The organism is Saccharopolyspora thermophila, from assembly GCF_014646075.1.
Taxonomy (GTDB): Bacteria; Actinomycetota; Actinomycetes; order Mycobacteriales; family Pseudonocardiaceae; genus Saccharopolyspora; species Saccharopolyspora thermophila.
Window position 1 is genome coordinate 24,414 of record NZ_BMMT01000022.1, and the last position, 23,775, is coordinate 48,188.

At 69.9% G+C, this 23,775-nt stretch carries 23 protein-coding genes and 2 riboswitches; of the genes, 17 read left to right on the forward strand and 6 right to left on the reverse strand.

Going from position 1 to position 23,775, the window contains the following annotated elements:
- Nucleotides 1–3: 3 nt before the first annotated feature.
- The 4 genes from IEY17_RS22900 to IEY17_RS22915 are packed head-to-tail and all read left to right on the forward strand — an operon-like array spanning nt 4 to nt 1,790.
- Nucleotides 4–204, forward strand: coding sequence for a hypothetical protein (locus tag IEY17_RS22900; RefSeq protein ID WP_188991153.1), 201 nt, complete (start codon nt 4–6; stop codon nt 202–204).
- Nucleotides 205–206: 2 nt separating this feature from the next.
- Nucleotides 207–737, forward strand: a complete 531-nt coding sequence (locus IEY17_RS22905) for a DUF6879 family protein (protein WP_188991155.1) — start codon at nt 207–209, stop codon at nt 735–737.
- 13 nt (nt 738–750) lie between these two features.
- A complete protein-coding gene (locus IEY17_RS22910) occupies nt 751–1,599 on the forward strand; it encodes a helix-turn-helix domain-containing protein (protein ID WP_188991157.1) in 849 nt (282 codons plus the stop codon).
- 5 nt (nt 1,600–1,604) lie between these two features.
- Nucleotides 1,605–1,790, forward strand: coding sequence for a DUF397 domain-containing protein (locus IEY17_RS22915; RefSeq protein ID WP_229680513.1), 186 nt, complete (start codon nt 1,605–1,607; stop codon nt 1,788–1,790).
- Between the two features lie 348 nt (nt 1,791–2,138).
- On the opposite strand, the gene IEY17_RS22920 is transcribed toward IEY17_RS22915, so the two are convergent.
- Nucleotides 2,139–2,366, reverse strand: coding sequence for a hypothetical protein (locus IEY17_RS22920; protein WP_188991162.1), 228 nt, complete (start codon nt 2,364–2,366; stop codon nt 2,139–2,141).
- A 64-nt stretch (nt 2,367–2,430) separates the two neighbouring features.
- Nucleotides 2,431–3,201 (reverse strand): MFS transporter, encoded by a 771-nt coding sequence (locus IEY17_RS22925; RefSeq protein ID WP_229680515.1) that lies wholly within the window; start codon nt 3,199–3,201, stop codon nt 2,431–2,433.
- Between the two features lie 276 nt (nt 3,202–3,477).
- Here IEY17_RS22925 and IEY17_RS22930 point away from each other — a divergent pair, with 276 nt between their 5' ends.
- From IEY17_RS22930 to IEY17_RS22940, 3 genes are all read left to right on the forward strand, one after another.
- On the forward strand, nt 3,478–3,888 hold the full coding sequence (locus tag IEY17_RS22930; protein ID WP_188991164.1) for an SSI family serine proteinase inhibitor: 411 nt from the start codon (nt 3,478–3,480) through the stop codon (nt 3,886–3,888).
- 103 nt (nt 3,889–3,991) lie between these two features.
- Nucleotides 3,992–4,378, forward strand: coding sequence for a YidH family protein (locus IEY17_RS22935; RefSeq protein WP_188991166.1), 387 nt, complete (start codon nt 3,992–3,994; stop codon nt 4,376–4,378).
- Nucleotides 4,379–4,380: 2 nt separating this feature from the next.
- A complete protein-coding gene (locus tag IEY17_RS22940) occupies nt 4,381–4,719 on the forward strand; it encodes a DUF202 domain-containing protein (RefSeq protein WP_188991168.1) in 339 nt (112 codons plus the stop codon).
- Here IEY17_RS22940 and IEY17_RS22945 read toward each other — a convergent pair.
- The 3 genes from IEY17_RS22945 to gcvH all read right to left on the reverse strand — a co-directional run bounded on the left by IEY17_RS22945 (nt 4,703) and on the right by gcvH (nt 7,233).
- Nucleotides 4,703–5,299 carry a hypothetical protein gene (locus tag IEY17_RS22945; protein WP_188991170.1) on the reverse strand — a complete coding sequence of 199 codons (597 nt, stop codon included), beginning with the start codon at nt 5,297–5,299 and terminating at the stop codon, nt 4,703–4,705. The genes IEY17_RS22940 and IEY17_RS22945 overlap by 17 nt on opposite strands.
- Before the next feature lie 118 nt (nt 5,300–5,417).
- Nucleotides 5,418–6,773 (reverse strand): L-serine ammonia-lyase, encoded by a 1,356-nt coding sequence (locus IEY17_RS22950; protein WP_188991171.1) that lies wholly within the window; start codon nt 6,771–6,773, stop codon nt 5,418–5,420.
- A gap of 85 nt (nt 6,774–6,858) precedes the next feature.
- Entirely contained in the window at nt 6,859–7,233 is a 375-nt protein-coding gene (gcvH, locus tag IEY17_RS22955; protein WP_188991173.1) for a glycine cleavage system protein GcvH, read from the reverse strand.
- A 53-nt stretch (nt 7,234–7,286) separates the two neighbouring features.
- Nucleotides 7,287–7,385: riboswitch (glycine riboswitch) on the reverse strand.
- Nucleotides 7,386–7,484, reverse strand: a riboswitch (glycine riboswitch). It lies immediately after the preceding riboswitch.
- Between the two features lie 115 nt (nt 7,485–7,599).
- On the opposite strand from gcvH, the gene IEY17_RS22960 reads away from it, so the two are divergent.
- From IEY17_RS22960 to IEY17_RS22995, 8 genes are all read left to right on the forward strand, one after another.
- The gene (locus IEY17_RS22960) at nt 7,600–9,156 is read left to right on the forward strand and encodes a PucR family transcriptional regulator (RefSeq protein WP_188991175.1); all 1,557 of its coding nucleotides are present in this window, start codon (nt 7,600–7,602) and stop codon (nt 9,154–9,156) included.
- 241 nt (nt 9,157–9,397) lie between these two features.
- Nucleotides 9,398–10,513: an alanine dehydrogenase gene (gene ald, locus IEY17_RS22965; RefSeq protein ID WP_188991177.1), complete on the forward strand. Its 1,116-nt coding sequence runs from the start codon at nt 9,398–9,400 to the stop codon at nt 10,511–10,513.
- Between the two features lie 567 nt (nt 10,514–11,080).
- Complete coding sequence (locus IEY17_RS22970; RefSeq protein WP_229680517.1) at nt 11,081–11,620, forward strand: hypothetical protein; 540 nt, start codon at nt 11,081–11,083, stop codon at nt 11,618–11,620.
- 113 nt (nt 11,621–11,733) lie between these two features.
- Nucleotides 11,734–12,714 (forward strand): ABC transporter ATP-binding protein, encoded by a 981-nt coding sequence (locus IEY17_RS22975; RefSeq protein WP_188991182.1) that lies wholly within the window; start codon nt 11,734–11,736, stop codon nt 12,712–12,714.
- Nucleotides 12,714–13,568, forward strand: coding sequence for an ABC-2 transporter permease (locus IEY17_RS22980; protein ID WP_188991183.1), 855 nt, complete (start codon nt 12,714–12,716; stop codon nt 13,566–13,568). Before IEY17_RS22975 ends, IEY17_RS22980 begins: the two co-directional genes overlap by 1 nt.
- Before the next feature lie 207 nt (nt 13,569–13,775).
- Nucleotides 13,776–17,546, forward strand: coding sequence for an ABC transporter ATP-binding protein (locus tag IEY17_RS22985; protein ID WP_188991185.1), 3,771 nt, complete (start codon nt 13,776–13,778; stop codon nt 17,544–17,546).
- Between the two features lie 615 nt (nt 17,547–18,161).
- Entirely contained in the window at nt 18,162–21,785 is a 3,624-nt protein-coding gene (locus IEY17_RS22990) for a multifunctional oxoglutarate decarboxylase/oxoglutarate dehydrogenase thiamine pyrophosphate-binding subunit/dihydrolipoyllysine-residue succinyltransferase subunit (RefSeq protein ID WP_229680525.1), read from the forward strand.
- A 178-nt stretch (nt 21,786–21,963) separates the two neighbouring features.
- The gene (locus tag IEY17_RS22995; RefSeq protein WP_188991189.1) at nt 21,964–22,140 is read left to right on the forward strand and encodes a DUF6104 family protein; all 177 of its coding nucleotides are present in this window, start codon (nt 21,964–21,966) and stop codon (nt 22,138–22,140) included.
- A 399-nt stretch (nt 22,141–22,539) separates the two neighbouring features.
- On the opposite strand, the gene IEY17_RS23000 is transcribed toward IEY17_RS22995, so the two are convergent.
- Nucleotides 22,540–22,959 (reverse strand): hypothetical protein, encoded by a 420-nt coding sequence (locus tag IEY17_RS23000; RefSeq protein WP_188991191.1) that lies wholly within the window; start codon nt 22,957–22,959, stop codon nt 22,540–22,542.
- A 9-nt stretch (nt 22,960–22,968) separates the two neighbouring features.
- Here IEY17_RS23000 and IEY17_RS23005 point away from each other — a divergent pair, with 9 nt between their 5' ends.
- Nucleotides 22,969–23,202 (forward strand): hypothetical protein, encoded by a 234-nt coding sequence (locus IEY17_RS23005; protein WP_188991193.1) that lies wholly within the window; start codon nt 22,969–22,971, stop codon nt 23,200–23,202.
- A 152-nt stretch (nt 23,203–23,354) separates the two neighbouring features.
- Nucleotides 23,355–23,702, forward strand: coding sequence for a hypothetical protein (locus IEY17_RS23010; protein WP_188991194.1), 348 nt, complete (start codon nt 23,355–23,357; stop codon nt 23,700–23,702).
- Nucleotides 23,703–23,775 lie beyond the last annotated feature (73 nt).

The window sequence follows — 23,775 nt, forward strand, 5'->3', positions numbered from 1 at the left end:
GACATGAAGCTCACCCACCTCGGCACCACGAGCGGCGGCGGCGGCTGCCCGGAGCTGTACGAGACGGACCGGGACACCTACGTCGTGCAGGGAACGCGAATCACCGACCCCGAGGCGTTGGCCACGCTGCGCGAACGGGGGCTACCGGACCACGAAACCGCTGTCGAGATCCCGAAGGCCCTGCTGCGGTTTGCGAGGGACTGACCATGGTTGATCTGGTCTCAGGTGCGGAGTTCGACCGGCTGTTCCGAACGTTCCGCGACACGGCGTTCCGGCTGGAAACCCAAGGCGTCTACCGGGAACCAGTCGAGGACGAGCCGCTGCGGCGGTTCCTGAACGGTGAACCGCCGGACGACTCGTGGCTGGCGCCCTGGACCGACAACGTCCGGGCCGCGACGAGCGAGGGACGCAAGTTCCAGCGCGTCCGGGTGCTCACCGAGCCGTTGACCGACTACCTGCGGTTCGAGATGGACCTGGCGCTGCGGGCGAACCTGCCCGCAGGAGAAGAGATCCGCAGCTTGTCGATGTCCAAGGCCGAGTCCCTGGGGTTGCCCATCGGGACCGACTTCTGGATGTTCGATGACGACCGGGTCGGCGTGATGCACTTCGGGGAACGGGGGATGCTCGGCCTTGAGATGATCACCGACGTGACCGAGATCGAGCGGTACCGGCAGTGGCGGGACCGAGCGTGGAGCGCCGCGGCACCAGCCGAGGAATGGGCCGTGCTGGTGCGGTGAGGAAGAGGAGAGCGTGACCAGCTTCGAACAGCGACGACAGGACTTCGGCGAGCGCTTGCGCCGCTTCCGAGAAGAAGCGGGCATGACCGGCCGCGAACTGGCGTCTGCGCTGGGCTGGCCGCACTCGAAGATCTCCAAGTTGGAGAACGGTAAGCAGACGGCCGAGGACTCCGACGTCACCCAGTGGCTCGACGCGCTCGGTGCGCCGGATTCCTCGGTCCGTCAGATGCTCGACGAACTCGCCGAGCTGCGCATCAGCAAAGCCGCGTGGCGGGCGCAGCTCCGCGCCGGACACCGGGCCCGGCAGCAGCAGAGCTTCGACCGCGAGCACGCCGCCGCCCGCATCCGCAACGTCGAATTCGGTGTCGTCCCGGGCCTGCTCCAGACCGCGGACTACGCACGGGCGGTGTTCCGCACCCAAGCCGAACTACTCCAAGTGCCCGACTCCGACATCGAAGCGTCGGTGCGCGTCAGGATGCAGCGACAGCAGGTGCTCTACCAGGGCAAAGACATCGAGATCATCGTGTCGCAGCACGCGCTACGGCATCCTGTCGCGGCGCCGGACGCCATGCTGGGCCAACTCGACCGGCTCGTGTCCGCCGTCGACATCCCAGGCTTGCGGTTCGGTGTGCTGCCCGAGTTCCGACGTCTGCCCAACATCACGATGAACGGCTTCACCATGCTCGACGACCTGGTGCAAGTCGAGCACGTCTCCGCCGAACTCAGCATCGACGACCCCGACCAGGTCGCCATCTACCACCGGCTCATGGACCGGCTGTGGCAGGTCGCATGCGAAGGAGACGACGCCCGCGCCATCCTGCAACAACTCGCCGCCGAGTACCGGCACCAGACCGAAGGGTGACGTCCGTGTCCGTCAGCGCGTGGAGGAAGTCCAGCCACAGCGGAACCCACAACTGCATCGAGGTCAGGCGCTTCGGTGACGGCGCCGCGGTGCGCGACACCAAGAACCGCGCCGCAGGGTACTTCACCACGACCGCGCCGCAGTGGTCTGCGTTCGTCGACGCGATCAAGGGCGGCCGGTTCGACCGCTGACCGCAGATAGAGAACCGCCCCCGGCATCCGTGGCGCCGGGGGCGGTTCCGTTCACATCATGAAGCGCGGCCCGACTGGGCAACGACCCGTTCCGGGTCCGGCACTCGTGGTGCATCCCTCAATGGATCACACTCGGCCGGGGCGTTCGTCGTTTCGATGCTCACCAGTGATCGGCGGGAAGCTCATCAACGGGCACGATGCGCTCGCGGCATGCCTCGATGTCCCAGATGCGCGCGAACGTCCGGGGGCGCATCACCTGGCATTCACCACGTTCGTCGGGACTGACCGCCCATTCCTCGTGGCGGCATCCGGCGCGTTCGGCGTAGGTAGTCGCGTGGAGGCGCAACGTCAGGCACGGGAAGGCGTCCCCGCAGGCGCGCACCCGTCCTCGCCGGGCCGGTGCAACATGATCTGCTGGCGAGTCACCCACGTGTACCTGCACAGCACCTCGTCCGGCTGCTCGCCGTACTCGTCTCGCAGGCACTCGCGCCACAGCCACACCGGCAGATCGCCGGTGAGCCAGTCTGGCAGACCGGTCTGGTCGGAGTCCTCATCGAAGATGCGCCGCTCGCTCACCTCTACACCCCACCTCTTTCAGCCGCTCACAGGACCGACGGCGAAGATCAGCAGGAAACAGGGTCTAAGAAAACCTGAGCAACCCGAGGTTCACTCCGGCGGCGAGCAGAATCTGCCGCCACGAGCGGGACAACGCCTCGGCGACCGGCAGCCGGGCGCGCTGGCCGCGCTGCCGCAGCCGCGCGAACTCGGGGCTCTCCCCCAGCCGCAGCCGCACGTAGAGGCCCACGCCCACGAGCACCAGACTCACCAGGAACGGCACCCGCCAGCCCCAGGCGAGGAACTGGTCGCCGGAGATCGCGGTGGCCGCCGCGAAGGCCCCGGTAACCAGAAACATCCCGGTCGGCGAGCCGAGGAACGTCCAGCCCCCGTACCAGCCATGGCGGTGCGGTGGCGCGTGCTCGACGGCCATCAGCACCGCGCCGCCCTGCTCACCGCCGAGAAAGAAGCCCTGCACCAGCCGCAGGGTCACCAGCATCAGCGGCGCCCACACCCCGACCTGCCCGTAGGTGGGCAGCAGCCCGATCGCGGCCGTGCACAGCCCGGTGACGGTGAGGGTGATCACCAGCATGAGCTTGCGGCCCACCACGTCGCCGAAATGGCCGATCACCGCGGCGCCCAGCGGGCGGGCCAGGAACCCCGCGCCGAACGTGGCGAACGCCAGCAGAGCGCCCACCCACGGGTCACCGGCGGGGAAGAACAGCTTGGTGAACACCACAGCCGCGGCGGTGCCGTAGATCAGGAAGTCGTACAGCTCGATGGTGTTGCCCACCGCGCTGGCGAACGCCGCCTTGCGCACCGTGGCCCTGCCCGGCTCTGCGAATGCCGTCGCCATCAGGTCTCCTGTCGCTGTCGGACGGGGTCGATCTTGTGCACCACAATGACCAGTCGACGACGAAAGGTCCACCATCTTTTCGAGGCAGTACGCCGCTTTCGAGCGACCTGCCGAGCGGCCGTATGCCCGTGTTTCGTGACGAGTGGTGACCAAAGCCGGTTCGAGTGAAACACCTTCCAGTGATCTGGAAGGTCATCAGCGAGCAACCGGGGCAGCTGCGGCGATAAAGGGAAGCGAACGTACCCAACGCACCCTTCGGAGGAGGGGATTACCACAATGGCTGCACAACAGCTGTTCGGCCGCGCTGTCCTCGTCGCTGCGACCCTCGCGGGGACGGTGCTGACCCCGGCGCTGGCCTCCGCCGAGCCCACCACCGCTTCGGCGGGCAGCATGCTGCACCTGTCGGTGCAGGGCACCGCGCGCGACGACCTGCCACGCACGGTGGTCCTGACCTGTGACCCGGCGGGTGGCTCACACCCGTACGCCCCCGCCGCCTGCCAGACCCTGCAGGCGGTCAACGGCAACCTGGACCTGCTCAACAGCGGGCACGCGATGTGCACGCTGAACTACGCGCCGGTGACGCTCACCGCCCGCGGCCACTGGCACAACCGGCCGGTCACCTTCGAGAAGACGTTCCCCAACGCGTGCGTGGCCGAGGCCGCGACGGGCAAGGTGTTCGCGTTCTGATCCGGGCACGGGTGCCGGGCCTCGCCGCGTGCGGGGTCCGGCACTCGCTGTGCGGGGTCGGCGCGGGGCTCATACCACGATGTGGGCGGGCTACCGTGAGGCCATGGCGCGAGACGACGAGGATTCCCGCTGGCCACGACGGCTGTACCAGGACGGCGCGGAACCCGATCCTCGGTTCACGCTCGCCAACGAGCGGACGTTTCTGGCCTGGATCCGGACCGCGCTGGCGCTGATGGCCGGCGGGGTCGGGATCGAGGCGCTCAACGCCGTGTCCGGCCACCCTGATCCACTTCGGACGGCACTGGCGGTGCTGCTGCTGCTCGCGGGAACACTGTGCAGCGCAACGGCTTTCACGCGTTGGATGATCACCGAGCGGGCGTTGCGGCTGGGGCGTCCGCTGCCCGCGCCGCGGTTGGCGCCGGTGCTGGGATACGGGCTCGGCGTGATCGGGCTGCTGGCCTGCGTGCTGGTCTTCCTCACGGGGTGGTAGGCATGTCGACACCGCCGAGGAGCCCGTGGGACCCGGGGCTGCAGTTGGAGCGGACCACACTGGCCTGGCTGCGCACCACGCTCGCGTTCGTGGTGGGGATGATCGTGCTGCTGCGATTGCTCGGCCACGCGAACGCGGTGGCGGCGGTGGTGTGCGGGGTGCTCACCCTGCCGCTGGCGGCGGTGGTGGTGTTCTGGCTGGTCTGGCGGCGCCACGTGCTCGGCGACCGCTGCCTGCGGGCCCGGCAACCGCTGCCGGGCGGGGCGCTTCCGGCTGCTGTCGCGGCGCTTTCCGTGCTGGTCGCCTGCTCGGGTCTGGTCTACGTCATGGTGACCGCGTAGCCAACGGACCGCGGCTGCGGACCAGCTCGTCGACGAGCTCGGCGACGCGGCCCGGGTCAGTGTCCTCGTTGACCACTGCCTTCAGGCGCTGGGCTTCGGCTGTCGTCGGCAGGAATCCCACCAGCAGGGCGGGCAGCAGCAGGCGGCGGACGAGCACTTCCGGTGCCGAGGTCGCCTGTGGTCGGCGCACGACGGAGACGTTCACCCGCACCGCGTGTTCGTTGCCGGGTGGAACACCGGGTCGGTCGGTTTCGATGGCGGCATACCGCAAGCCGTGGGCGAGCTCGCACGCGGCGCAGTCGACCGGGCCGCGGCCGAGCCGGTCGCCGCACCGGTCGCAGGTGATCCGGTCCAGGGCCGCGTCCACCACCCGCCAGTCGTGCCGGTCGGGTTCAGCCGCGACGAGCTCGGCAACCTCGGTTTCGGGGACGTCGCGCCAGTCGGCGAGGAACCTCCGCCACTCGTCCTCGACGATGCCGTCCACCAGCTCGGCGCACCGGCGGCAACCAGGCGCGCCAGCGTGTTCCCAACCGCCGCACTCGTCGCACCGGACCAGGACGGCACCCACCGCAGGTCGCACGGCCCCATCATCCCGCGACGCCGATGATCACGACCACTGGTTTTCGACGCGCCACACCGTCATCCAGGCGCCGACCGCCGCCTCGCGATCTTGGCTGGTCAGCGCGGTATCGGGCCGGTCAGCATTCGATGACGTTGACCGCGAGACCGCCGCGGGCCGTTTCCTTGTACTTGACCTTCATGTCCCGACCGGTCTCCCGCATCGTCTTGATCACCTTGTCCAGGGAGACGAAATGCGTGCCGTCCCCCCGCAACGCCATCCGCGCCGCCGTGATGGCCTTGACCGAGGCCACCGCGTTGCGCTCGATGCACGGGATCTGCACCAGACCGCCGATCGGGTCGCAGGTCAGCCCCAGGTTGTGCTCCATCGCGATCTCCGCGGCGTTCTCCACCTGGCGCGGCGTGCCGCCCAGCACCTCGGCCAACCCGGCCGCGGCCATCGAACACGCCGAACCCACCTCGCCCTGGCAACCGACCTCGGCCCCGGAGATCGAGGCGTTCTCCTTGAACAACACCCCCACCGCACCCGCGGCCAGCAGGAACCGCACCACCCCGTCCTCGTCCGCGCCCGGCACGAACCGCATGTAGTAGTGCAACACCGCCGGAACGATGCCCGCCGCACCGTTGGTCGGCGCGGTCACCACCCGCCCACCGGCGGCGTTCTCCTCGTTGACCGCCAACGCGAACAACGTCACCCACTCCAGCGGATCGTCCTGCGGGGTCAACGTGGCGGCCAACTCCGCCGCCCGACGCCGCACCCGCAGCCCACCGGGCAGCTCACCGGTGTTGCGGCACCCGTTGTCCACGCACTCCCGCATCACCCGCCAGATGCCCAGCAGCTCCTCGCGGACCGCGTCCTCCGAGCGCCACGACAGCTCGTTGGCCAGCATCACACCGCTGATCGACAATCCCGACTCCGCGGTGCGGGCCAGCAACTCCGCCCCGGTCCGGAACGGATACCGCACCGCGGTCTCATCCGGTTTGATCCGGTCCGCACCGGTGGCCTGCTCGTCCACCACGAACCCGCCACCCACGGAATAGAACACCGCGCTGTCGACCTCACCGCCGTCGGCGTCGGTCGCGGTGAACCGCATGCCGTTCGGGTGCAGCGGCAGCGACCTGCGCCGGTGCATCACCAGATCCCGCTCGACCACGAACCGGATCTCCCGGTCACCGTCCAGCCGCAACCGGCCCGTCTCGCGGATCTCCGCGACCCGGCCTTCCACCGCTGCCGGATCGACGGTTTCGGGGCGGTGGCCCTCCAGGCCCAGCAACACCGCCTTCGGGCTGCCGTGACCGTGCCCGGTCGCCCCCAGCGACCCGAACAGCTCGACCTTGACCCGGACCACGTGCGACAACCGACCCGCCGCACGCAACCGCCGGACGAACATCCCCGCCGCACGCATCGGACCCACGGTGTGCGAGCTGGATGGCCCGATCCCCACCGAGAACAGGTCGAAGACGCTGATCGCCATTGACCGCCTCCTCTTTCCCCACAGGTGTCGAGCGGACCGCGCCGCAGCCGGCAAGCTCCTGGCGGCCAGTCCGCAGAAGGTCGGGTCAGCCTTCGATCAGGGCCGCGTACTGATCGGCGGTGAGCACGGCACCGGTGGCGGTGGCCCGCACCTCCAGCAGCCAGCCGCCCTCGAACGGCTCGGAGTTGACCAGCCCGGGGTCGTCCACCACGGCCTGGTTGGTCGCCACCACCTCGCCGGTGACCGGCGCGAACAGGTCGCTGACGGACTTGGTGGACTCCAGTTCCCCGCAGGGCTGACCGGCCTCGACCTGGTCGCCCACCTCGGGCAGCTGCACGTAGACGATGTCGCCGAGGGCGTCGGCGGCGTGCCGGGTGATGCCGATGCGGACCAGGTCGTCACCCCGGTCCGCCAGCCACTCGTGCTCTTCGGTGTAGCGCAGGTGCGTGGGAACGGACATCTCGGGAGGCTCCGTCACTGTCGGGGGGCACGGTCGTGCCCTCGTTGGTCTGGGCCTCCCCCTCTGTTTCGGGACCTGAGAGCTTCACCGCGGCAGCCGCGGCTTGCACCGTGGGTGGCGCGTCGGCGGCGACGCGCGCTTTCCAGAGTTGCCTCGCCCGAACGGTCGTGGGTGCCTGAGAGTTTGCGGGGAGTCTTGCTCCTTCGGCGCCCGGTCAGCACGGCTGGCCGGGTCTCTCCCGCACGGGGTCGACGGCCGGTATGCGATTGTCGGTGATGCTCAGCAACGATAGACGGGTCCGCCCCGGTGTCAACGCCCCTCCCCCGGTGCGAGGGCGGTCCGATGTGCTCGGCGAGGAGGCCGGTGATGCTGGACATCCGGGCGCTGGTCGAACGGGTGGGGCCCACCCTGCTGCGGCCGGTGGTGCTCCCGGAGCCCACCTCGTGCGTCGGGGACGTCGTGATCGCCGAACCCGGCGAACCGGTGAACCCGGCGGGCGGTGACCTGGTGCTCGGCGTCGCGGTGTCCGACGTTGAGCCCGCAGTGGCGCTGATCGAGTCCTGCGGCGCTCGGGACGCCGCCGCGGTGCTGCTCAAGCCACCGGTCGCCACGCAGCAGGCGGTGTCCGCGGCCGCCGAGCGGGCCGGGGTCGCGCTGGTCGAGGTGCGGCCCGGCACGGCGTGGGCGCAGCTGGTGTGGCTGGTCCGGGCCGCGCTGGCGGGCACCGGCATCGAGGACGCCGACGCGCGCGGCCCCGGCGTCAGCGACCTGTTCCGCCTCGCCGACGCCGTCGCGGACGTGGTGGACGCGCCGGTCACGATCGAGGACGCGCACTCCCAGGTCCTGGCCTACTCGGCCCGGCAGGACCTCATCGACCCGGCCCGGGTGTCCACCATCATGGGCCGCAGGCAGCCCGACGACGTGCTCGCCAAGTTCCGCGCCCGCGGCACGTTCCGGCAGATCAGCAAGGGCAGCTCGGCCATCTTCGTGCCCGCCCAGCAGGACGGCACGCTGCCGCGCCTGGTCGTGCCGATCCGGATGGGCGGCGAACTCCTCGGCTCCATGTGGGCGGTCGTGCCCGGCGAGGTGTCGGAGGAGCGGTCGACGGCGTTCGCCGAAACCGCGCCGCTGGTCGCGCTGCACCTGCTGCGGTGGCGCGCGGTGGCCGACGCGGGGCGGCGGCGGACCGCCGAGCAGGTGCGGCTGCTGCTCGAAGGCGGCGAGGGCTGGCGGGCCGCCGCCAACGAGCTGGCCGTACCCAGCGAGGCGCACCGCGTCGTCGCCATCGAGACACCCGCCTCCGCCGGGCCCGCCGAAGGCCACCGGCTGGCGATGTGGGAGTGGATCACCCGCGGCATCGGGCGGCGCCCGCTGGTCACCGAGATCGGCACCCTGCTGTATGCGCTGGTGTCCGACCGCGCCGGGCCCGGCGGCTGGCCGGACCTGCGGGCCGCGCTCGCATCGCACGACGTGACACCGCGCCCCCTGATCGCCGTGGGCACCGCCGTGGCGGTCGCCGACCTGCCGCGGTCGCGGGCCCAGGCCGAGGAACTGATCAGCCTGCTGCGCGCCGGGCACCTGCAGCAGCGGGTGGCCGTGTACGAGCAGAACTGGCACCGCGTGGTGCTGAGCCGCATGGCGGGTGCGGCGACCGACGCCGGGGTGGGTGCCCTCGGGCCGCTGCCGGTGCTGCGGGAGCACGACCGCACACAGGGCACCGACTATCTCGCCACGCTGCACGCGTGGCTGCGCCACCCCGGCGATCCGCGGCAGGCCAGCCGGGAGCTGAGGGTGCACCCGAACACCTTCCGGTACCGGATGAAGCGCCTCACCCAACTCGTCGACATCGACCTCGACGACCCGGAGATCCGCTCCGCGCTCCTGGTCCAACTCCTCGCCGACCGCTGGGCCCAGCACGGCTGAAATTGCGAACCCACACGCCCGCACGCGCCGGGATGAAGCTCCCAAGTTTGTTTGCCGAAACCTGGGAACCAACACGCCCCCGCGTGTCGGGGCGAGACTCCCAACTTTGCCGAAACCTGGGGACGGATGCGCGTTGTGCTGCGAGCACAAAGCAGCCGGGGCAATCTCATTGCGCGGGAATGATGCGCCTCCGGCAGCGGCAGCGGATCGTTGTCCGCAACAGCCGAGAAAGGATTTCGTCGTGAAGATCGCAGTTCCGCGCGAGATCAAGAACCACGAGTACCGGGTCGCGATCACTCCTGCGGGTGTGCACGAACTCGTCTCCCGCGGTCATGACGTCTTCGTCGAGACCAACGCGGGCGCCGGCTCCTCGATCCCCGACGAGGACTATCTCTCGGCGGGCGCGAAGGTGCTGCCCACCGCCGAGGACGTCTGGGCCGAGGGCCAGCTGGTGCTCAAGGTCAAGGAACCCATCGCCGAGGAGTACCCGCGGCTGCGCCGTGACCAGGTGCTGTTCACCTACCTGCACCTGGCCGCCTCCGCCGAGCTGACCCAGGCGATGCTCAGGTCCGGCATCACGGGCATCGCCTACGAGACGGTGCAGACCGCCAACGGAGCCCTCCCCCTGCTTGCGCCGATGAGCGAGGTCGCTGGCCGTCTCGCCCCGCAGGTCGGCGCGTATTCGCTGATGCGCCCGAGCGGTGGTCGGGGCGTGCTGCCTGGCGGTGTTCCGGGCGTGCACCCGGCGCGGGTCGTGGTGATCGGCGGCGGCGTCGCGGGCCTCAACGCCGCCCGCGTGGCCGTGGGCATGGGCGCTGACGTGGAGCTGCTGGACACCAACGTCGACAAGCTGCGCGAGATCGACCGGGTCTTCCACGGCCAGATCCGCACGGTGACGTCCAACCGGTACTCGGTGGAGCAGGCCGTGCGGGCCGCGGACCTGGTCATCGGCGCGGTGCTGATCCCGGGCGCCAAGGCCCCGAAGCTGGTGTCCAACCAGCTGGTGTCGGAGATGAAGCCGGGTAGCGTGCTGGTGGACATCGCGATCGACCAGGGCGGCTGCTTCGCCGACTCGCGACCGACCACGCACGACGACCCGACCTACCAGGTGCACAACTCGGTGTTCTACTGCGTGGCGAACATGCCCGGCGCGGTGCCGAACACGTCGACGTACGCGCTGACCAACGTGACGCTGCCCTACGTGGTGCGCATCGCCGACCAGGGCTGGCAGCAGGCGTGCCGGACCGACGCGGCGCTCGCCGGTGGCCTCAACACCTACGACGGAAAGCTGGTCAACGCGCCGGTCGCCGAGGCCCACGGTCTCACCAGCACCCCCATCAGCGACGTCCTGTCCTGATCGGCGACCGCACCGGCGCCGATTCAGCGAGGGAACTTTCCTGCCACCCGCGCGGCAGGAAAGTTCCCTCGCTCGTTTTCCCGGGGACCTCCCGTGCCGCTGGGGTGGCAGGAAGGTTCCCTTCCGCACGTCGGGCCGGGCCTGCTCCGGTGGCAGCGGAGTTCCCTTGCTCGGGTTGGGGGATAGGGCCACTGGACGCTGTGCAGGCACCCCTGGATGAGCGGTTCATCACTGGTCCGGGGGCGAAATCCGACGAGAAATCGGTTACGGAGAGTCGCCAATCGGCGTGACATTACGGGGCGGCCCGCTCAACCAGCCTGGGGGTCACCGGGAGCAGGCCGCCACTGTCAGTGTAGGACACGACTGCCCGTTTGCCGACGCCGTGCGCCGCCCGCACACGGCCAATTTCGCGCCGAATCGATAACCACTCGATGGGGTGAGCACGGGGCGCGGGGCGTGCAGGCGGGCACGCCGACTGCCGATGTCACCCGTTGGAGTCGGCGCGGATGCTCCTGCCGTTCGCAGGCTCCACCCACGGCACCGACGCACCCCGAACGTTCGACAACGGTGGGAGACGACGTGATGGCGACAGCGCTGCGCACGGCTGTTCTTGAGCGGCTCGACAGTTTGGACCGGGTGGTGGCCGAGGACCAGACCGAGGTGCTGCTGCCGGTGGCCCGCTCCGAGCTGTACCGGCTCACCGAAGCGCTGCGCGCCCTGCTCGCCGCGCACCACCCGGGCGAGGACGGCCGTTGCCCGTCCTGCCAGGGCACGCTGCGCAGCAGGCCGTGGCCGTGCACGGTGTGGCGCACCGCCCACAAGCAGTTCATCAGCGACGCGGCAGCCCACCCGCTGCGCGCCCGCACCTCACGTTCGGCGGAACGGCGGCGTGGAGCCGCGCACACGGCCTCGGAGGTCGAGGTGGTGCCCACACCGATCGTGTCCTCGGGTGGGCGAGGTCCCGGCGACTGGGACACCAGCGAGTTCACCCGCCCCGACCTGACGACCGCACCGCCGCCCGTGCCGCCGATGGGCGGGTACCTGGAAACCGACCACACCAGGATCTACCGGGCGTCGGTGAGCGACCCGTCGATCCACTGGCCGTAGTCACCGCAGGTCACGCGGGCCGCACACGGCGAAACGACCACACCGCACCCCACGCCCGTTCCGGTCCGGCAGGATGAGCGCGGACGGGTGAACGGTGACGTGGGAGGGCGCGCGTGCACGACGGCAGCGGCCAGATCATGGTGCGGGGGCTCAGCAAGAGCTTCGGTCCGATCCACGCCGTGCAGGACCTCAGCTTCACGGTGCGGCCTGGTGCGGTCACCGGGTTCATCGGCCCGAACGGTTCCGGCAAGACGACGACCCTCCGCATGATCCTCGGTTTGGTCGCGCCCACCGCGGGCACCGCGACGATCAACGGTCTGCCGTTCCACCGGCTGCCGAACCCGGCGCACGTGGTCGGGGCGGTGCTGGACGCGCAGAGCTTCCACCCCGGCCGCACCGCGCGCAACCACCTGCGCTGCTACGCCGCTGCCATGGGCGTGCCGGACGCGCAGGTCGACCGGGCCCTGGAGCTGGTCGGCCTGGCCAGCGCGGGCAAACACAAGACGGGCGTGTTCTCACTGGGCATGCGGCAGCGCCTGGCGCTGGCCACGGCGCTGCTCGGCGACCCGCAGGTGCTGGTGCTGGACGAGCCCGCCAACGGACTGGACCCGGAGGGCATCGCCTGGCTGCGCAACTTCCTGAGAACCTTCGCCGCGAGCGGTCGCACGGTGCTGATGTCCAGCCACTTCCTCCGGGAAATCGAGCACACCGTCGACCAGCTGGTGATCATCAGCCGGGGCAGGTGCGTCTACGACGGGCATCTCGACGAGCTCCGCGCGGCGCAGCGCTCCCGCGCCCTGGTGCAGGCCGCCGAGCCCGGCAGGCTGGCCGACACACTGCAGCACGCCGGGTTCGGCATCGAGTACCTCCCCGACGGCAGGCTCGCCGTCAATGGCGCTGATTCGCGGACGGTGGCGGACCTCGCGCTGGAAGCCGGGGTCGCACTGTACGGGATGCAGGACGAGCGGATCGGGCTTGAGGAGTTGTTCTTCCAACTCACCAGCGGCCAGTACACCGGGGCTCGGCCGCCGGCGGACGCGCAGCAGTGGGCCCCGCCGGGCGGCGCGGGTCGTGGTTTCGGGGGGAATGCCTGATGCTTGGGCTGATCAGGGCCGAGTTCCGCAAGATCTTCACCACCAACCTGTGGTGGGCACTGCTCATCCCGGTGGCGTTGCTCGGTTTCGGGGCGGGCTGGTTGGGTACCGCCGTGGTGGCGATCATCGACATGGTCGAACAGTTCAACCGGTCGGTCCCGCTCGGTCTGCTGTCGGTGTCGATGTCGACGAACTTCAGCACCATCTTCGCGGCCCTGTTCGGGGCCATGGCGTACGCGGGCGAGCACCGCAACAAGAGCATCACGACCACCTACCTGACCGGCAACCCGCGCGGGGCTGTGCTGTGCGCGAAGCTCGTCGCCTACGGGGCTGTCGGGTTCGTGTACGGGTTGACCAACGTGCTCAGCGCGAGCCTGGGCGGGCTGCTCGGGGCCGGTCAGGACTTCAGGAACTTCGGCGACCCGGTCGACTGGATCAGCGTCGGCGCCGCGGGCGTGCTGGCGATGGTCCTGTGGACGCTGCTGGGCGTCGGCTTCGGGGCGCTGGTCGCCAACGCGGTGCTCGCGATCATCGTGCCGCTGGTCTACAAGTTCGTGGTCGAGTTCATCCTGTCACTGGGGCTGATGGACTCCCATGCGGCCGGGATCGGCCCCTATCTGCCGGGCGCGGCGGGCAACGGGATCGTGTCGAATCTGGCGGTGCCGCTGTTCGTGGCGGCGGTGGCGGGCCCGGACGAGCCGAACATCCCGCGCGCCGCGTTCGAGTTCCTGCACCTGTTCTTCGGCGGCGACTACGGCCACCCGTGGTGGGCGAGCCTGCTGACGTTCGCCGTCTACACCGCCCTGTTCATCACCGGTGGATGGCTGATCAGTCGCCGCCGCGACATCGCCTGACGCCTCCTGGAGCAAGGGAACTTTTCTGCAATCCATCCCGCCGACACCCACCCCGCCAACCAGCGGGTTCGGGGGCAGGCTCACGGCCTTCGCGACCGCCTGGTGACAGGAAAGTTCCCTTGCTCCACCTCCGCGGACCGGGTTGGTGAGGTCACATCGGTGGATGACGCGGGCTGCGCGGTCGGTGGCGCGGAATAACCTGGCGGGGTGAGCGACTCCGGTAGTCCCCCGTCGACGGGCGGCTGGATCCGCCGCCTCTTCGCCGCCTGCCGACGCCACCCGGTGGCCCTGTGCCTGGCGATGGGCGCCTCGGTCACCGCAGTGGGGTTGGAGGCGCTGGTCCCGCTGCTGACCAAGCTTGCGGTTGACGACGCGGTCGCGAACAGCACCGACCGGTTGTGGTGGATCGTGCTCGCCCTGGTGGGGTTGGGCCTGTTCCGCTTCGGCTCGGCGTTCGTGCGCCGCTACAGCGCGGGGCGACTGGCGCTGGACGTGCAGCACGACCTGCGCCGGGCGGTGTTCGCGGCGATGCAGCGGCTCGACGGCGGCAAGCAGGACGCCCTACGCACCGGGCAGGTGGTGTCCCGGTCGATCAGCGATCTGCAGCTGGTGCACTCGCTGCTGGCGATGCTGCCCCTGGCGGCCGGGACGGCGGTGCTGGCGCTGTTCGCACTGGCCGCGATGCTGTGGCTGTCGCCGCTGCTGACGGTGGTGGCGCTGGTGGTCGCGCCGTTGATCGCCGTGGTGTCGGCGCGCAGCAAGAAGAGCCTGTTCCCGGCGACCTGGTCGGCCCAGCAGCGGGCCGCCGACATCGCGCAGCAGGTCGAGGAGACGGTGACCGGGGTCCGCGTGGTGAAGGGCTTCGGCCAGGAGGAGCGGGAGGTCGGGCGCCTGGAGGCTCGGGCGCGGCGACTGTTCGCCGAGCGGCTGCGCGCGGCGCGGATGACGTCGCTGCCGGCGGCGAGCCTGGCCGCGCTACCTTCCGCCGGGCAGGTCGGGGTGTTGGGCCTCGGCGGGTGGATGGTGCTGCAGGGGCAGGTCAGCCTGGGCACGTTCGTCGCGTTCGCCGGTTACGTGGCGATGCTGTCCGGCCCGGCCCGGATGCTGTCGAGCGTGATGATCCAGGCGCAGCTCGCGCGCGCCGGGGTGGAGCGCATCCACGAGTTGATCGACTCGCAGCCGGAGGTGCAGGACAAGCCGGACGCCGCGGTGCTGCCGGCGGGTCCCCTGCAGGTGCGGTTGACCGACGTGAGCTTCGGCTACACCCGCGACCAGCCGGTGCTCAACAACGCCTCACTGCACGTCCGCCCGGGCGAGACGGTGGCGCTGGTGGGCCCGGCCGGGTCGGGCAAGTCGACGGTGTCGCTGCTGCTGCCCCGGTTCTACGACGTGCATTCGGGGAGCATCACGATCGGCCCGGAGGGGGACGGTTCCCCGGGACACGACATTCGCGACCTGCGGTTGGATTCGCTGCGGTCCGCGGTGGGGGTCGTGTTCGAGGAGGCGTTCCTGTTCTCCGACACCATCCGCGGCAACATCGCCTACGGCCGTCCGGACGCCACCGAAGCGGAGATCGTCGCCGCGGCGAAGGCGGCCGAGGCGCACGATTTCATCACCGCGCTCGCCGACGGCTACGACACGGTGGTCGGTGAGCGCGGCCTGACGTTGTCCGGTGGTCAGCGGCAGCGGGTGGCCCTGGCGCGGGCGCTGCTGTCCAACCCGCGGATCCTGGTGCTCGACGACGCCACGTCGGCCGTGGACCCGGCCACCGAAGCCGCCATCCACGACACGCTGCGCTCAGTGACGGCGCAGCGCACGACGTTGTTGATCGCGCACCGCAGGTCGACGCTGGCGCTGGCGGACCGGATCGCCGTGCTCGACGAGGGCCGGGTGGTGGACGTCGGCACCGAGCAGGAGCTCACGCAGCGGTGCGAGCTGTTCCGGTCGCTGCTGGCCGGGCCGGGTGAGTCGATCGACGACCGCTGCGATGGCCGCGACTCGGCGGACGGGGCGGGGACCACGCCGGAGCTGTGGCCGCCGGTCGAGAAGGACGAGTTCGCGTTCGCGAGCAGCGCGCCGACCCCGGCCGGGCCGCGCGCCATGGGCGGCATGGGTGGCATGGTGATGCCGCCGACCCCGGAGCTGGTCGAGGGCATCCGCACGCTCCCGCCCGCAACCGACCAACCGGTGCTGCGCGACGAGGACCCCACCGCCCCTGATCCGCGGTTCCGGCTGGCCCGGTTGCTGCGGCCCATCCGCTGGGGCCTGCTGCTGACGGTGCTGCTGGTCGCCGGGGACGCGTTGACCTCGGTGCTGCTGCCGTCGCTGGTGCGGCACGGCATCGACGGCGGCGTGAGCGCTGGTGATGTCGACGTGCTGTGGGTGGCCACGGGGGTGGGGGCGCTCGTCGTGGCGGCCGGGTGGCTGGTGGTCAAGCTGCAGACGGTGGTCACCGCGCGCACCGGCGAGACGCTGCTCTATTTGCTGCGGCTGCGCAGCTTCGCGCACCTGCAGCGGCTCGGCCTGGACTACTACGAGCGGGAGCTTGCGGGGCGGATCATGACCCGGATGACCACCGACGTCGACGCGCTGTCGACGTTCCTGCAAACCGGGTTGGCGACGTTCGTGGTCAGCGCGTTGACCCTGGTGGGGATCAGCGGGGCGTTGCTGGTCACCGACGTGTCGCTGGCACTGGTGGCCTTGGCGGTCCTGCCGGTGCTGGTGGTGGCGACCGTGCTGTTCCGGAGGGTTTCGTCGACTGCGTACGCGGAGGCACGGGAGCGGGTGAGCACGGTCAACGCCGACCTGCAGGAGAACGTCTCCGGGATGCGGGTGGCGCAGGCGCACCGCCGCGAGGGGCACGCGGCGAAGGCGTTCGCCCAGCGCAGTGACGCCTACCGGCGTTCGCGGCTGCGGGCACAGCGCTACATCGCCACCTACTTCCCGTTCGTCGCGCTGCTGTCCGAGATCGCGCAGGCCGCGGTGTTGGGCGTGGGCGCGGCGCGGGTCGCCTCCGGTGATCTCACTGCGGGGGTGCTGGTGGCGTTCCTGCTCTACCTCGGCCTGTTCTTCTCACCGGTGCAGCAGTTGTCCGGTGTGTTCGACGGGTACCAGCAGGCGAAGGTGGGGCTGCGGCGGATCGCAGACCTGCTGCGCACGCCCACCTCGGTTCCCGAAGCCGCTGAGCCGGTGCCCGTGCCGCCGCGGTTCGACGGCGAGGTGGAGCTGCGCGGGGTCTCGTTCCGGTATCCGGGCACCGACCAGTTCGCCCTGCGCGACATCGAACTGCGGGTGCCGCCGGGCGAGACGGTGGCGCTGGTGGGCGCCACCGGTGCCGGTAAGTCGACGCTGATCAAGCTCATCGCCCGGTTCTACGACGCCACCGAGGGCTCCGTGCTGGTCGACGGGGTCGACATCCGGCGTTACGACCTGGCCGCGTTCCACCAGCGGCTGGCCGTCGTCCCGCAGGAGGGGCACCTGTTCACCGGGGACATCGCCACCAACATCGCCTACGCGCGGCCCGACGCGACCCCGGCCGAGATCGAGGCGGCGGCGCGGGCCGTCGGGGCGCTGCCGGGGATCGCGATGCTGCCGCACGGGTTCCGGCAGCAGGTCGGTGAGCGGGGGCGGGGGTTGTCCGCGGGGCAGCGTCAGCTCGTCGCGCTGGCCCGCGCGCAGCTGGTCGACCCGGACATCCTGCTGCTGGACGAGGCGACCGCGGCCCTGGATCCGGCGACGGAGTCGATGGTGATCGCGGCCAGCGACCGGCTCGCCGCCAGGCGCACGACTTTCGTCGTCGCGCACCGGCTGGCGACCGCGGCGCGCGCCGACCGGATCGTGGTGGTCGACGGCGGCCGGATCGTCGAGCAGGGCACACACGACGACCTGCTCGACGCCGGTGGCCACTACGCGCGCCTGTGGCGGGCGGCGTCGGCGGATGCCGAACCCGACGAACTCGACGCCACCAACATCGCCTGACCGAAGCAAGGGAACTTTCCTGCCACCCGGCTTCCCGTGCGGCGGGTGCCGTGACGTGCGCAAGGGAACCTTCCTGCCACTTCCGCCCGGGCGTCGCGGGTTGGAGCAGGGGAACCTTTCTGTCATCCCGGGGCTGCTGCGGGCGGCGCGCGGCGTGCCAGGGATCCTCCTGGCACCGACCGCCACGGCCGGTTGGTGTTGGTCCCGCCGGGCTGGGGTGGGCGTGGCTGGTGCGGTGCGAGGTGTCGATGCGCTCGAAGGGATCGGGCGGTCCGGGACACAGTGTGTCCGTGAAACGTCATACTGGTCGTGGACGACAACCCAGATGGAGTAGTACCAGCAGCGCTGAACCGAGTGGGACATGCTACGGCGGTCGTCGATCGTTCTTGTGAGCCGAACAGGGTCTCTCACCCCTCATCAGGGCTTTCCTGATCGATCTTGTGACGGAGCTCTTCCGCCCGAATGGCCGTACTGTGTGTCAACCTCGCGAATCGGACCGCTAGCCTGGTATCCGAGTGTGTCTGTAAACCACGAGCATATGGATCGAGGCGAACGCCAGCCGTGTCCAGCAGCCCTGCGTCACAGTTCGGCCCCAACGAGTGGTTGATCGAGGAGATGTACGAGCAGTTCCTCCAAGATCCCACATCCGTAGACTCGGCGTGGCACGAATTCTTCGCCGACTACAAGCCGGGCCAGGCAGCCATCGAGAACACCGCTGCTGCGGCCACCGCGACAGCGGCCCAACCGACGACCACGGTTACCGCCACCCGGACGAGCGAGTCCAACGGCCAGGTTCCCGCCACTGCGACCGCCCCGGCGACGAAGCCCGCTGCTGCGCCCAAGCCCTCCCCACAGCAGGCAGCCAAGGCTGCTCCGGTCAAGGAGCCGCAGGCTGGTGGGGACGTCAAGCCGTTGCGCGGTGCCGCGGCTGCGATCGCCAAGAACATGGACCAGTCGCTGACCGTGCCGACCGCCACGAGCGTGCGCGCGGTGCCGGCCAAGCTGCTGTTCGACAACCGAATCGTCATCAACAACCACCTGAAGCGGAACAAGGGCGGCAAGGTCTCGTTCACCCACCTGATCGGCTACGCGCTGGTCCAGGCGGTGAAGGACTTCCCGAACATGAACCGCCACTACGGCGAGGACGCCAAGGGCAAGCCCGCGGTCGTCACGCCGGAGCACATCAACCTGGGTCTGGCGATCGACCTGCCGGGCAAGGACGGGTCGCGCAACCTCGTGGTCGCCTCCATCAAGGGCTGCGAGGACATGACCTTCTACCAGTTCTGGCAGGCATACGAGGACATCATCCGCAAGGCGCGCAGCAACTCGCTGACCGCGGACGACTTCGCCGGCACCACGATCTCGCTGACCAACCCGGGCCCGTCGGGCACCAACCACTCGGTGCCGCGGCTGACCAGGGGGCAGAGCGCGATCATCGGCGTCGGCGCGATGGACTACCCGGCCGAATTCCAGGGCGCCAGCGAGAAGACGCTGGTCGACATGGGCATCAGCAAGATCGTGACGCTGACGTCCACCTACGACCACCGGGTGATCCAGGGCGCCGAGTCCGGTGACTTCCTGCGCAGGATGCACCAGCTGCTGCTGGGCGAGGACGGTTTCTACGACGACATCTTCGCGTCGCTTCGCATCCCGTACGAGCCGGTGCGCTGGACGCAGGACATCCCGGAGGGCGCGGTCGACAAGACCGCCCGGGTGCTGGAGCTGATCGACGCCTACCGCACCCGCGGCCACCTGATGGCCGACATCGACCCGCTGAACTACCGGCAGCGGCGGCACGAGGACCTCGACGTGCTGTCGCACAGCCTGACGCTGTGGGACCTGGACCGGGAGTTCGCCGTCGGTGGCTTCGCCGGCAAGGAGCACATGAAGCTCCGCGACGTGCTGGGCGTGCTGCGCGACTCGTACTGCCGCACCGTCGGCATCGAGTACATGCACATCCTCGAGCCCGACGAGCGGGAGTGGCTGCAGCAGCGGGTCGAGAAGCCGCACACCAAGCCTGAGGCGTCCGAGCAGAAGTACATCCTGTCGAAGCTCAACGCGGCCGAGGCGTTCGAGACATTCCTGCAGACCAAGTACGTCGGGCAGAAGCGGTTCTCGCTGGAGGGTGCCGAGACCGTGGTGCCGCTGCTGGACGCGGTGCTGGACACCGCGGCGGCGCACGAGCTCGACGAGGTCGTCATCGGCATGCCGCACCGCGGTCGGCTCAACGTGCTGGCCAACATCGTCGGCAAGCCGATCTCGCAGATTTTCCGCGAGTTCGAGGGCAACCTGGACCCGGGGCAGGCGCACGGTTCCGGTGACGTGAAGTACCACCTCGGCGCCGAGGGCAAGTACTTCCGGATGTTCGGCGACGGCGAGACGAAGGTGTCGCTGACGTCCAACCCGTCGCACCTGGAGGCCGTGGACCCGGTGCTGGAGGGCATCGTCCGTGCCAAGCAGGACCTCCTGGACAAGGGTCAGGAGGGCTTCACCGTCCTGCCGGTGCTGCTGCACGGTGACGCCGCGTTCGCCGGGCAGGGTGTGGTCGCCGAGACCCTGAACCTGTCGTTGCTGCGGGGCTACCGCACCGGCGGCACGGTCCACGTGATCGTGAACAACCAGGTCGGTTACACCACCGCGCCGGAGAACTCGCGGTCCAGCAAGTACTGCACCGACGTGGCGAAGATGATCGGTGCCCCCGTGTTTCACGTCAACGGTGATGACCCGGAGGCGTGCGTCTGGGTGGCGAAGCTGGCCGTGGAGTACCGCCAGGCGTTCGGCAAGGACGTCGTGATCGACATGGTCTGCTACCGCCGTCGCGGCCACAACGAGGGCGACGACCCGTCGATGACGCAGCCGAAGATGTACGACGCCATCGACAAGATGCGCAGCGTCCGCAAGGTCTACACCGAGGCTCTGATCGGACGCGGTGACATCACCGTCGACGAGGCCGAGAAGGCCCTGAAGGACTACGCCGCCCAGTTGGAGCACGTGTTCAACGAGGTGCGCGAGCTGGAGAAGCACCCGCCGGAGCCGAGCCCGTCGGTGGAGTCCGAGCAGCAGCTGCCCAAGGGTCTGTCGACCGCGATTCCGCGGGAGGTCGTGGAGCGGATCGCCGAGTCGCAGATCAACCTGCCGGAGGGCTTCACCCCGCACCCGCGGGTCAAGCCGGTTCTGGAGCGGCGCGCCAAGATGGGCCGCGAGGGCGGCATCGACTGGGCCTTCGGCGAGCTGCTGGCGTTCGGTTCGCTGGTCATGGAGGGCCGTCAGGTCCGCCTGACCGGTCAGGACAGCCGCCGCGGCACGTTCGGCCAGCGACACTCGGTGCTCATCGACCGCAAGAACAACAGCGAGTACACGCCGCTGCAGCACCTGTCGCCGGACCAGGCGAAGTTCATGGTCTACGACTCGGCTCTGTCGGAGTTCGCGGCGCTGGGCTTCGAGTACGGCTACTCGGTCGGCAACCCCGACGCGCTGGTGCTGTGGGAGGCGCAGTTCGGCGACTTCTTCAACGGCGCCCAGTCGATCATCGACGAGTTCATCTCGTCCGGTGAGGCGAAGTGGGGTCAGCGTTCCGATGTGGTCCTGCTGCTGCCGCACGGCCACGAGGGCCAGGGCCCGGACCACACTTCCGGTCGCATCGAGCGCTGGCTGCAGCTGTGCGCCGAGGGTTCGATGACGGTCGCGATGCCGTCGACCCCGGCGAACTACTTCCACCTGCTGCGGCGGCACGCGCTGGACGGCATCCACCGCCCGCTGGTGGTGTTCACGCCGAAGTCGATGCTGCGGTTGAAGGCGGCGACCAGCCCGGTCGAAGCGTTCACCGAAGGCAAGTTCACCTCGGTGATCGACGACCCGACGCAGCCGGACCCGAAGTCGGTGCGCCGCGTGGTGCTGTGCACCGGCAAGCTCTACTACGAGCTGGCCGCGCACCGCGACAAGAACGGCATCACCGACACCGCGATCGTGCGTCTGGAGCAGCTGTACCCGCTGCCGCACCGCAAGCTGGGTGCGATCTTCGAGCGCTACGCGAACGCCGACGAGATCCGCTGGGTGCAGGAGGAGCCGGCGAACCAGGGCGCCTGGCCGTTCCTGGGTCTGGCGCTGCCGGAGCTGTTCCCGCAGCTGCTGGGTCGCCTCAAGCGAGTGTCGCGTCGCGCGATGGCCGCCCCGGCGACCGGTCTGGCCAAGGTCCACGAGGTCGAGCAGGCCGAGGTCGTGAACAACGCCTTCGCCTGATCCCGGGCTCGAAGCGGGCCGCCGGTTCCCCGGAACCGGCGGCCCGTTCCTTTTACCCGCCCCTGGCCTGACGGGTGGCAGGAAGGTTCCCTTGTTGAGGTCGCGGCGGGGTTTCGTACCCTGCTGTTCTGCCAGGCAGATCGCATCGGCAGACATCGGAGAGAACGAGGAGGAAACGGTGTACTTCACCGACCGCGGCATTGAGGAGCTCGAGGATCGTCGCGGTGACGACGAGGTCACCCTGGCGTGGGTCGCCGACCGGATGCGGGCCTTCGTCGACCTCAACCCGGAGTTCGAGGACGCCACCGAGCGGCTGGCCACGTTCCTCGCCCGCGACGACGCCGACGACGACTGAGGCGCGGCGCCTCCGCCCCGTCGGAGATCCCGGCCCTGCCCTGGCCCCACCCGAGGCAGGATTGCGCCGCTGAGATTCATCGCGCCTGGGAGCTCGGGGACCTGCTGGGCAGGAAGGTTCCCGGCTCCACACTGCGCGCACCACTCGCCCACTTCCCCATCGCACCGGCACCGGCGGACTCCCCGCCATGCCCGCACCTCCGCACCAGGCGACAGAAAGGTTCCCGTGCCGCCTCCCGGGCCAGCGGTGACAGGAAAGCTCCCTTCCTCCACCTCCGCCGGGCCCGTTGTGGCAGGAAAGTTCCCTTGCTGCTCTTCGTGAGCCGAAGTGGCAGAAAGGTTCCTGTGCTCCACCCCCACCGGGCCCGTTGTGGCAGGAAAGTTCCCTTGCTCCAGGCGGTCACGACACCCGGGTGAGGCTGCGGTGTAGGTGGTAGAGGTTGCTGGGCGTCAGGGGTTCGGTGTGGTGGGTGCTGGTGGTCGCCGATTCCGCGTCCGTCCACTCCTCGTAGAGCAGGACGCGGGTGCCGTCGGTGCTGATGTGGAAGTGGGCCGCGACGAGGCCCTGGGGCAGCGGCGGGCCGGCGATCCGGTCGTGGACGTCGGTGACCAGGTGGCGGGCCGCGTCGTGGCCGTCGGTGTCGACGGTGCGGACGGCGACCAGGTTCGCCGGTCTCTGGTCGGGCGCCACGATGCTGCCGCGCAGCCGGTACCGGACCAGCCCGGGGCGCTCGATGCCGGGCACGACTTCGTCGATGCCGCGCACCAGGGTCGGCCGGTGGTGCGCATGAACTCGCGGTGCGCGTCGTCGTCGGTCCACTGCGCGTAGTTGAGGACCGTCGTGCCGTCGGCGCTGATGAAGCAGTTCAGCGACAGGAACGCCGGTGGCCGCGGCGCGACGCGCCATTCGGCGATGGTGGCGTCGACCGTGGCGCGCTGCCGCTGGGGCGTGCCCACCAGCCACGCGCTCACGAGGATGGTGCCAACGTCGCGGCGGGTGATGTCGGGCAGCACGGGCGTCATCGAAGGCTACTCGCTGGTCGTGTTCCACCCGATCCTGTGACTTCCACTGAGGTGGAGGTCAAGACGGCACCGCTCGGGTGTCCCCCGGAATTGGGAAGTTGGTCCCCGTCATGGGGATCCACTCGGCAGGTTCCGTCGGAGTGTGATCACCTCCCTTCTGCCACAGCCCGAACGATCACGGAGGAACGCTTCATGCGACGTCTGCTCGCCAGCACCCTGTTCATCGGCCTGGCCACGCTGGGCACCACCGGAACCGCCGCCGCGGTCGACGAACCGCATGGCCTGGCCCAGGTGTCCGCGGTGTACAACGCCGTCTTCGCCGACGAGCCGCAGACCACGCCCGCGCCGCAGCTACAGCACTCCATCTCGACGCAGCACTCGGTGCAGCACCACGGGCAGCCGGTGTCGCAGCACAACCATTCGACGCAGAACGGTCCGGAGCACAACCAGAACTTCCAGCACAACTCGTACTCGAGCTCGCACCACTCGGTCCTGCACAACGGCAGGCCGGTGCCCGGCGGCTGGGACTGGCTCGGCTGAGCACCGGTGTTCCCGCGCCCCGCTCGTCGCCCGACGGGCGGGGCGCGTTGTGCAGGTCCGCTAACCAGGCAGT

Excerpts from the sequence above, each read along its gene's own strand:
- IEY17_RS22900 (WP_188991153.1), top strand. The coding sequence starts at position 4 with ATGAAGCTCACCCACCTCGGCACCACGAGCGGCGGCGGCGGCTGCCCG.
- IEY17_RS22930 (WP_188991164.1), top strand. The coding sequence starts at position 3,478 with ATGGCTGCACAACAGCTGTTCGGCCGCGCTGTCCTCGTCGCTGCGACC.
- IEY17_RS22935 (WP_188991166.1), top strand. The coding sequence starts at position 3,992 with ATGGCGCGAGACGACGAGGATTCCCGCTGGCCACGACGGCTGTACCAG.
- IEY17_RS22980 (WP_188991183.1), top strand. The coding sequence starts at position 12,714 with ATGCTTGGGCTGATCAGGGCCGAGTTCCGCAAGATCTTCACCACCAAC.
- IEY17_RS23010 (WP_188991194.1), top strand. The coding sequence starts at position 23,355 with ATGCGACGTCTGCTCGCCAGCACCCTGTTCATCGGCCTGGCCACGCTG.
- IEY17_RS22925 (WP_229680515.1), bottom strand. The coding sequence starts at position 3,201 with ATGGCGACGGCATTCGCAGAGCCGGGCAGGGCCACGGTGCGCAAGGCG.
- IEY17_RS22950 (WP_188991171.1), bottom strand. The coding sequence starts at position 6,773 with ATGGCGATCAGCGTCTTCGACCTGTTCTCGGTGGGGATCGGGCCATCC.
- IEY17_RS22905 (WP_188991155.1), top strand. The coding sequence starts at position 207 with ATGGTTGATCTGGTCTCAGGTGCGGAGTTCGACCGGCTGTTCCGAACG.
- gcvH (WP_188991173.1), bottom strand. The coding sequence starts at position 7,233 with ATGTCCGTTCCCACGCACCTGCGCTACACCGAAGAGCACGAGTGGCTG.
- IEY17_RS22940 (WP_188991168.1), top strand. The coding sequence starts at position 4,381 with ATGTCGACACCGCCGAGGAGCCCGTGGGACCCGGGGCTGCAGTTGGAG.
- IEY17_RS22990 (WP_229680525.1), top strand. The coding sequence starts at position 18,162 with ATGTACGAGCAGTTCCTCCAAGATCCCACATCCGTAGACTCGGCGTGG.
- IEY17_RS22960 (WP_188991175.1), top strand. The coding sequence starts at position 7,600 with ATGCTGGACATCCGGGCGCTGGTCGAACGGGTGGGGCCCACCCTGCTG.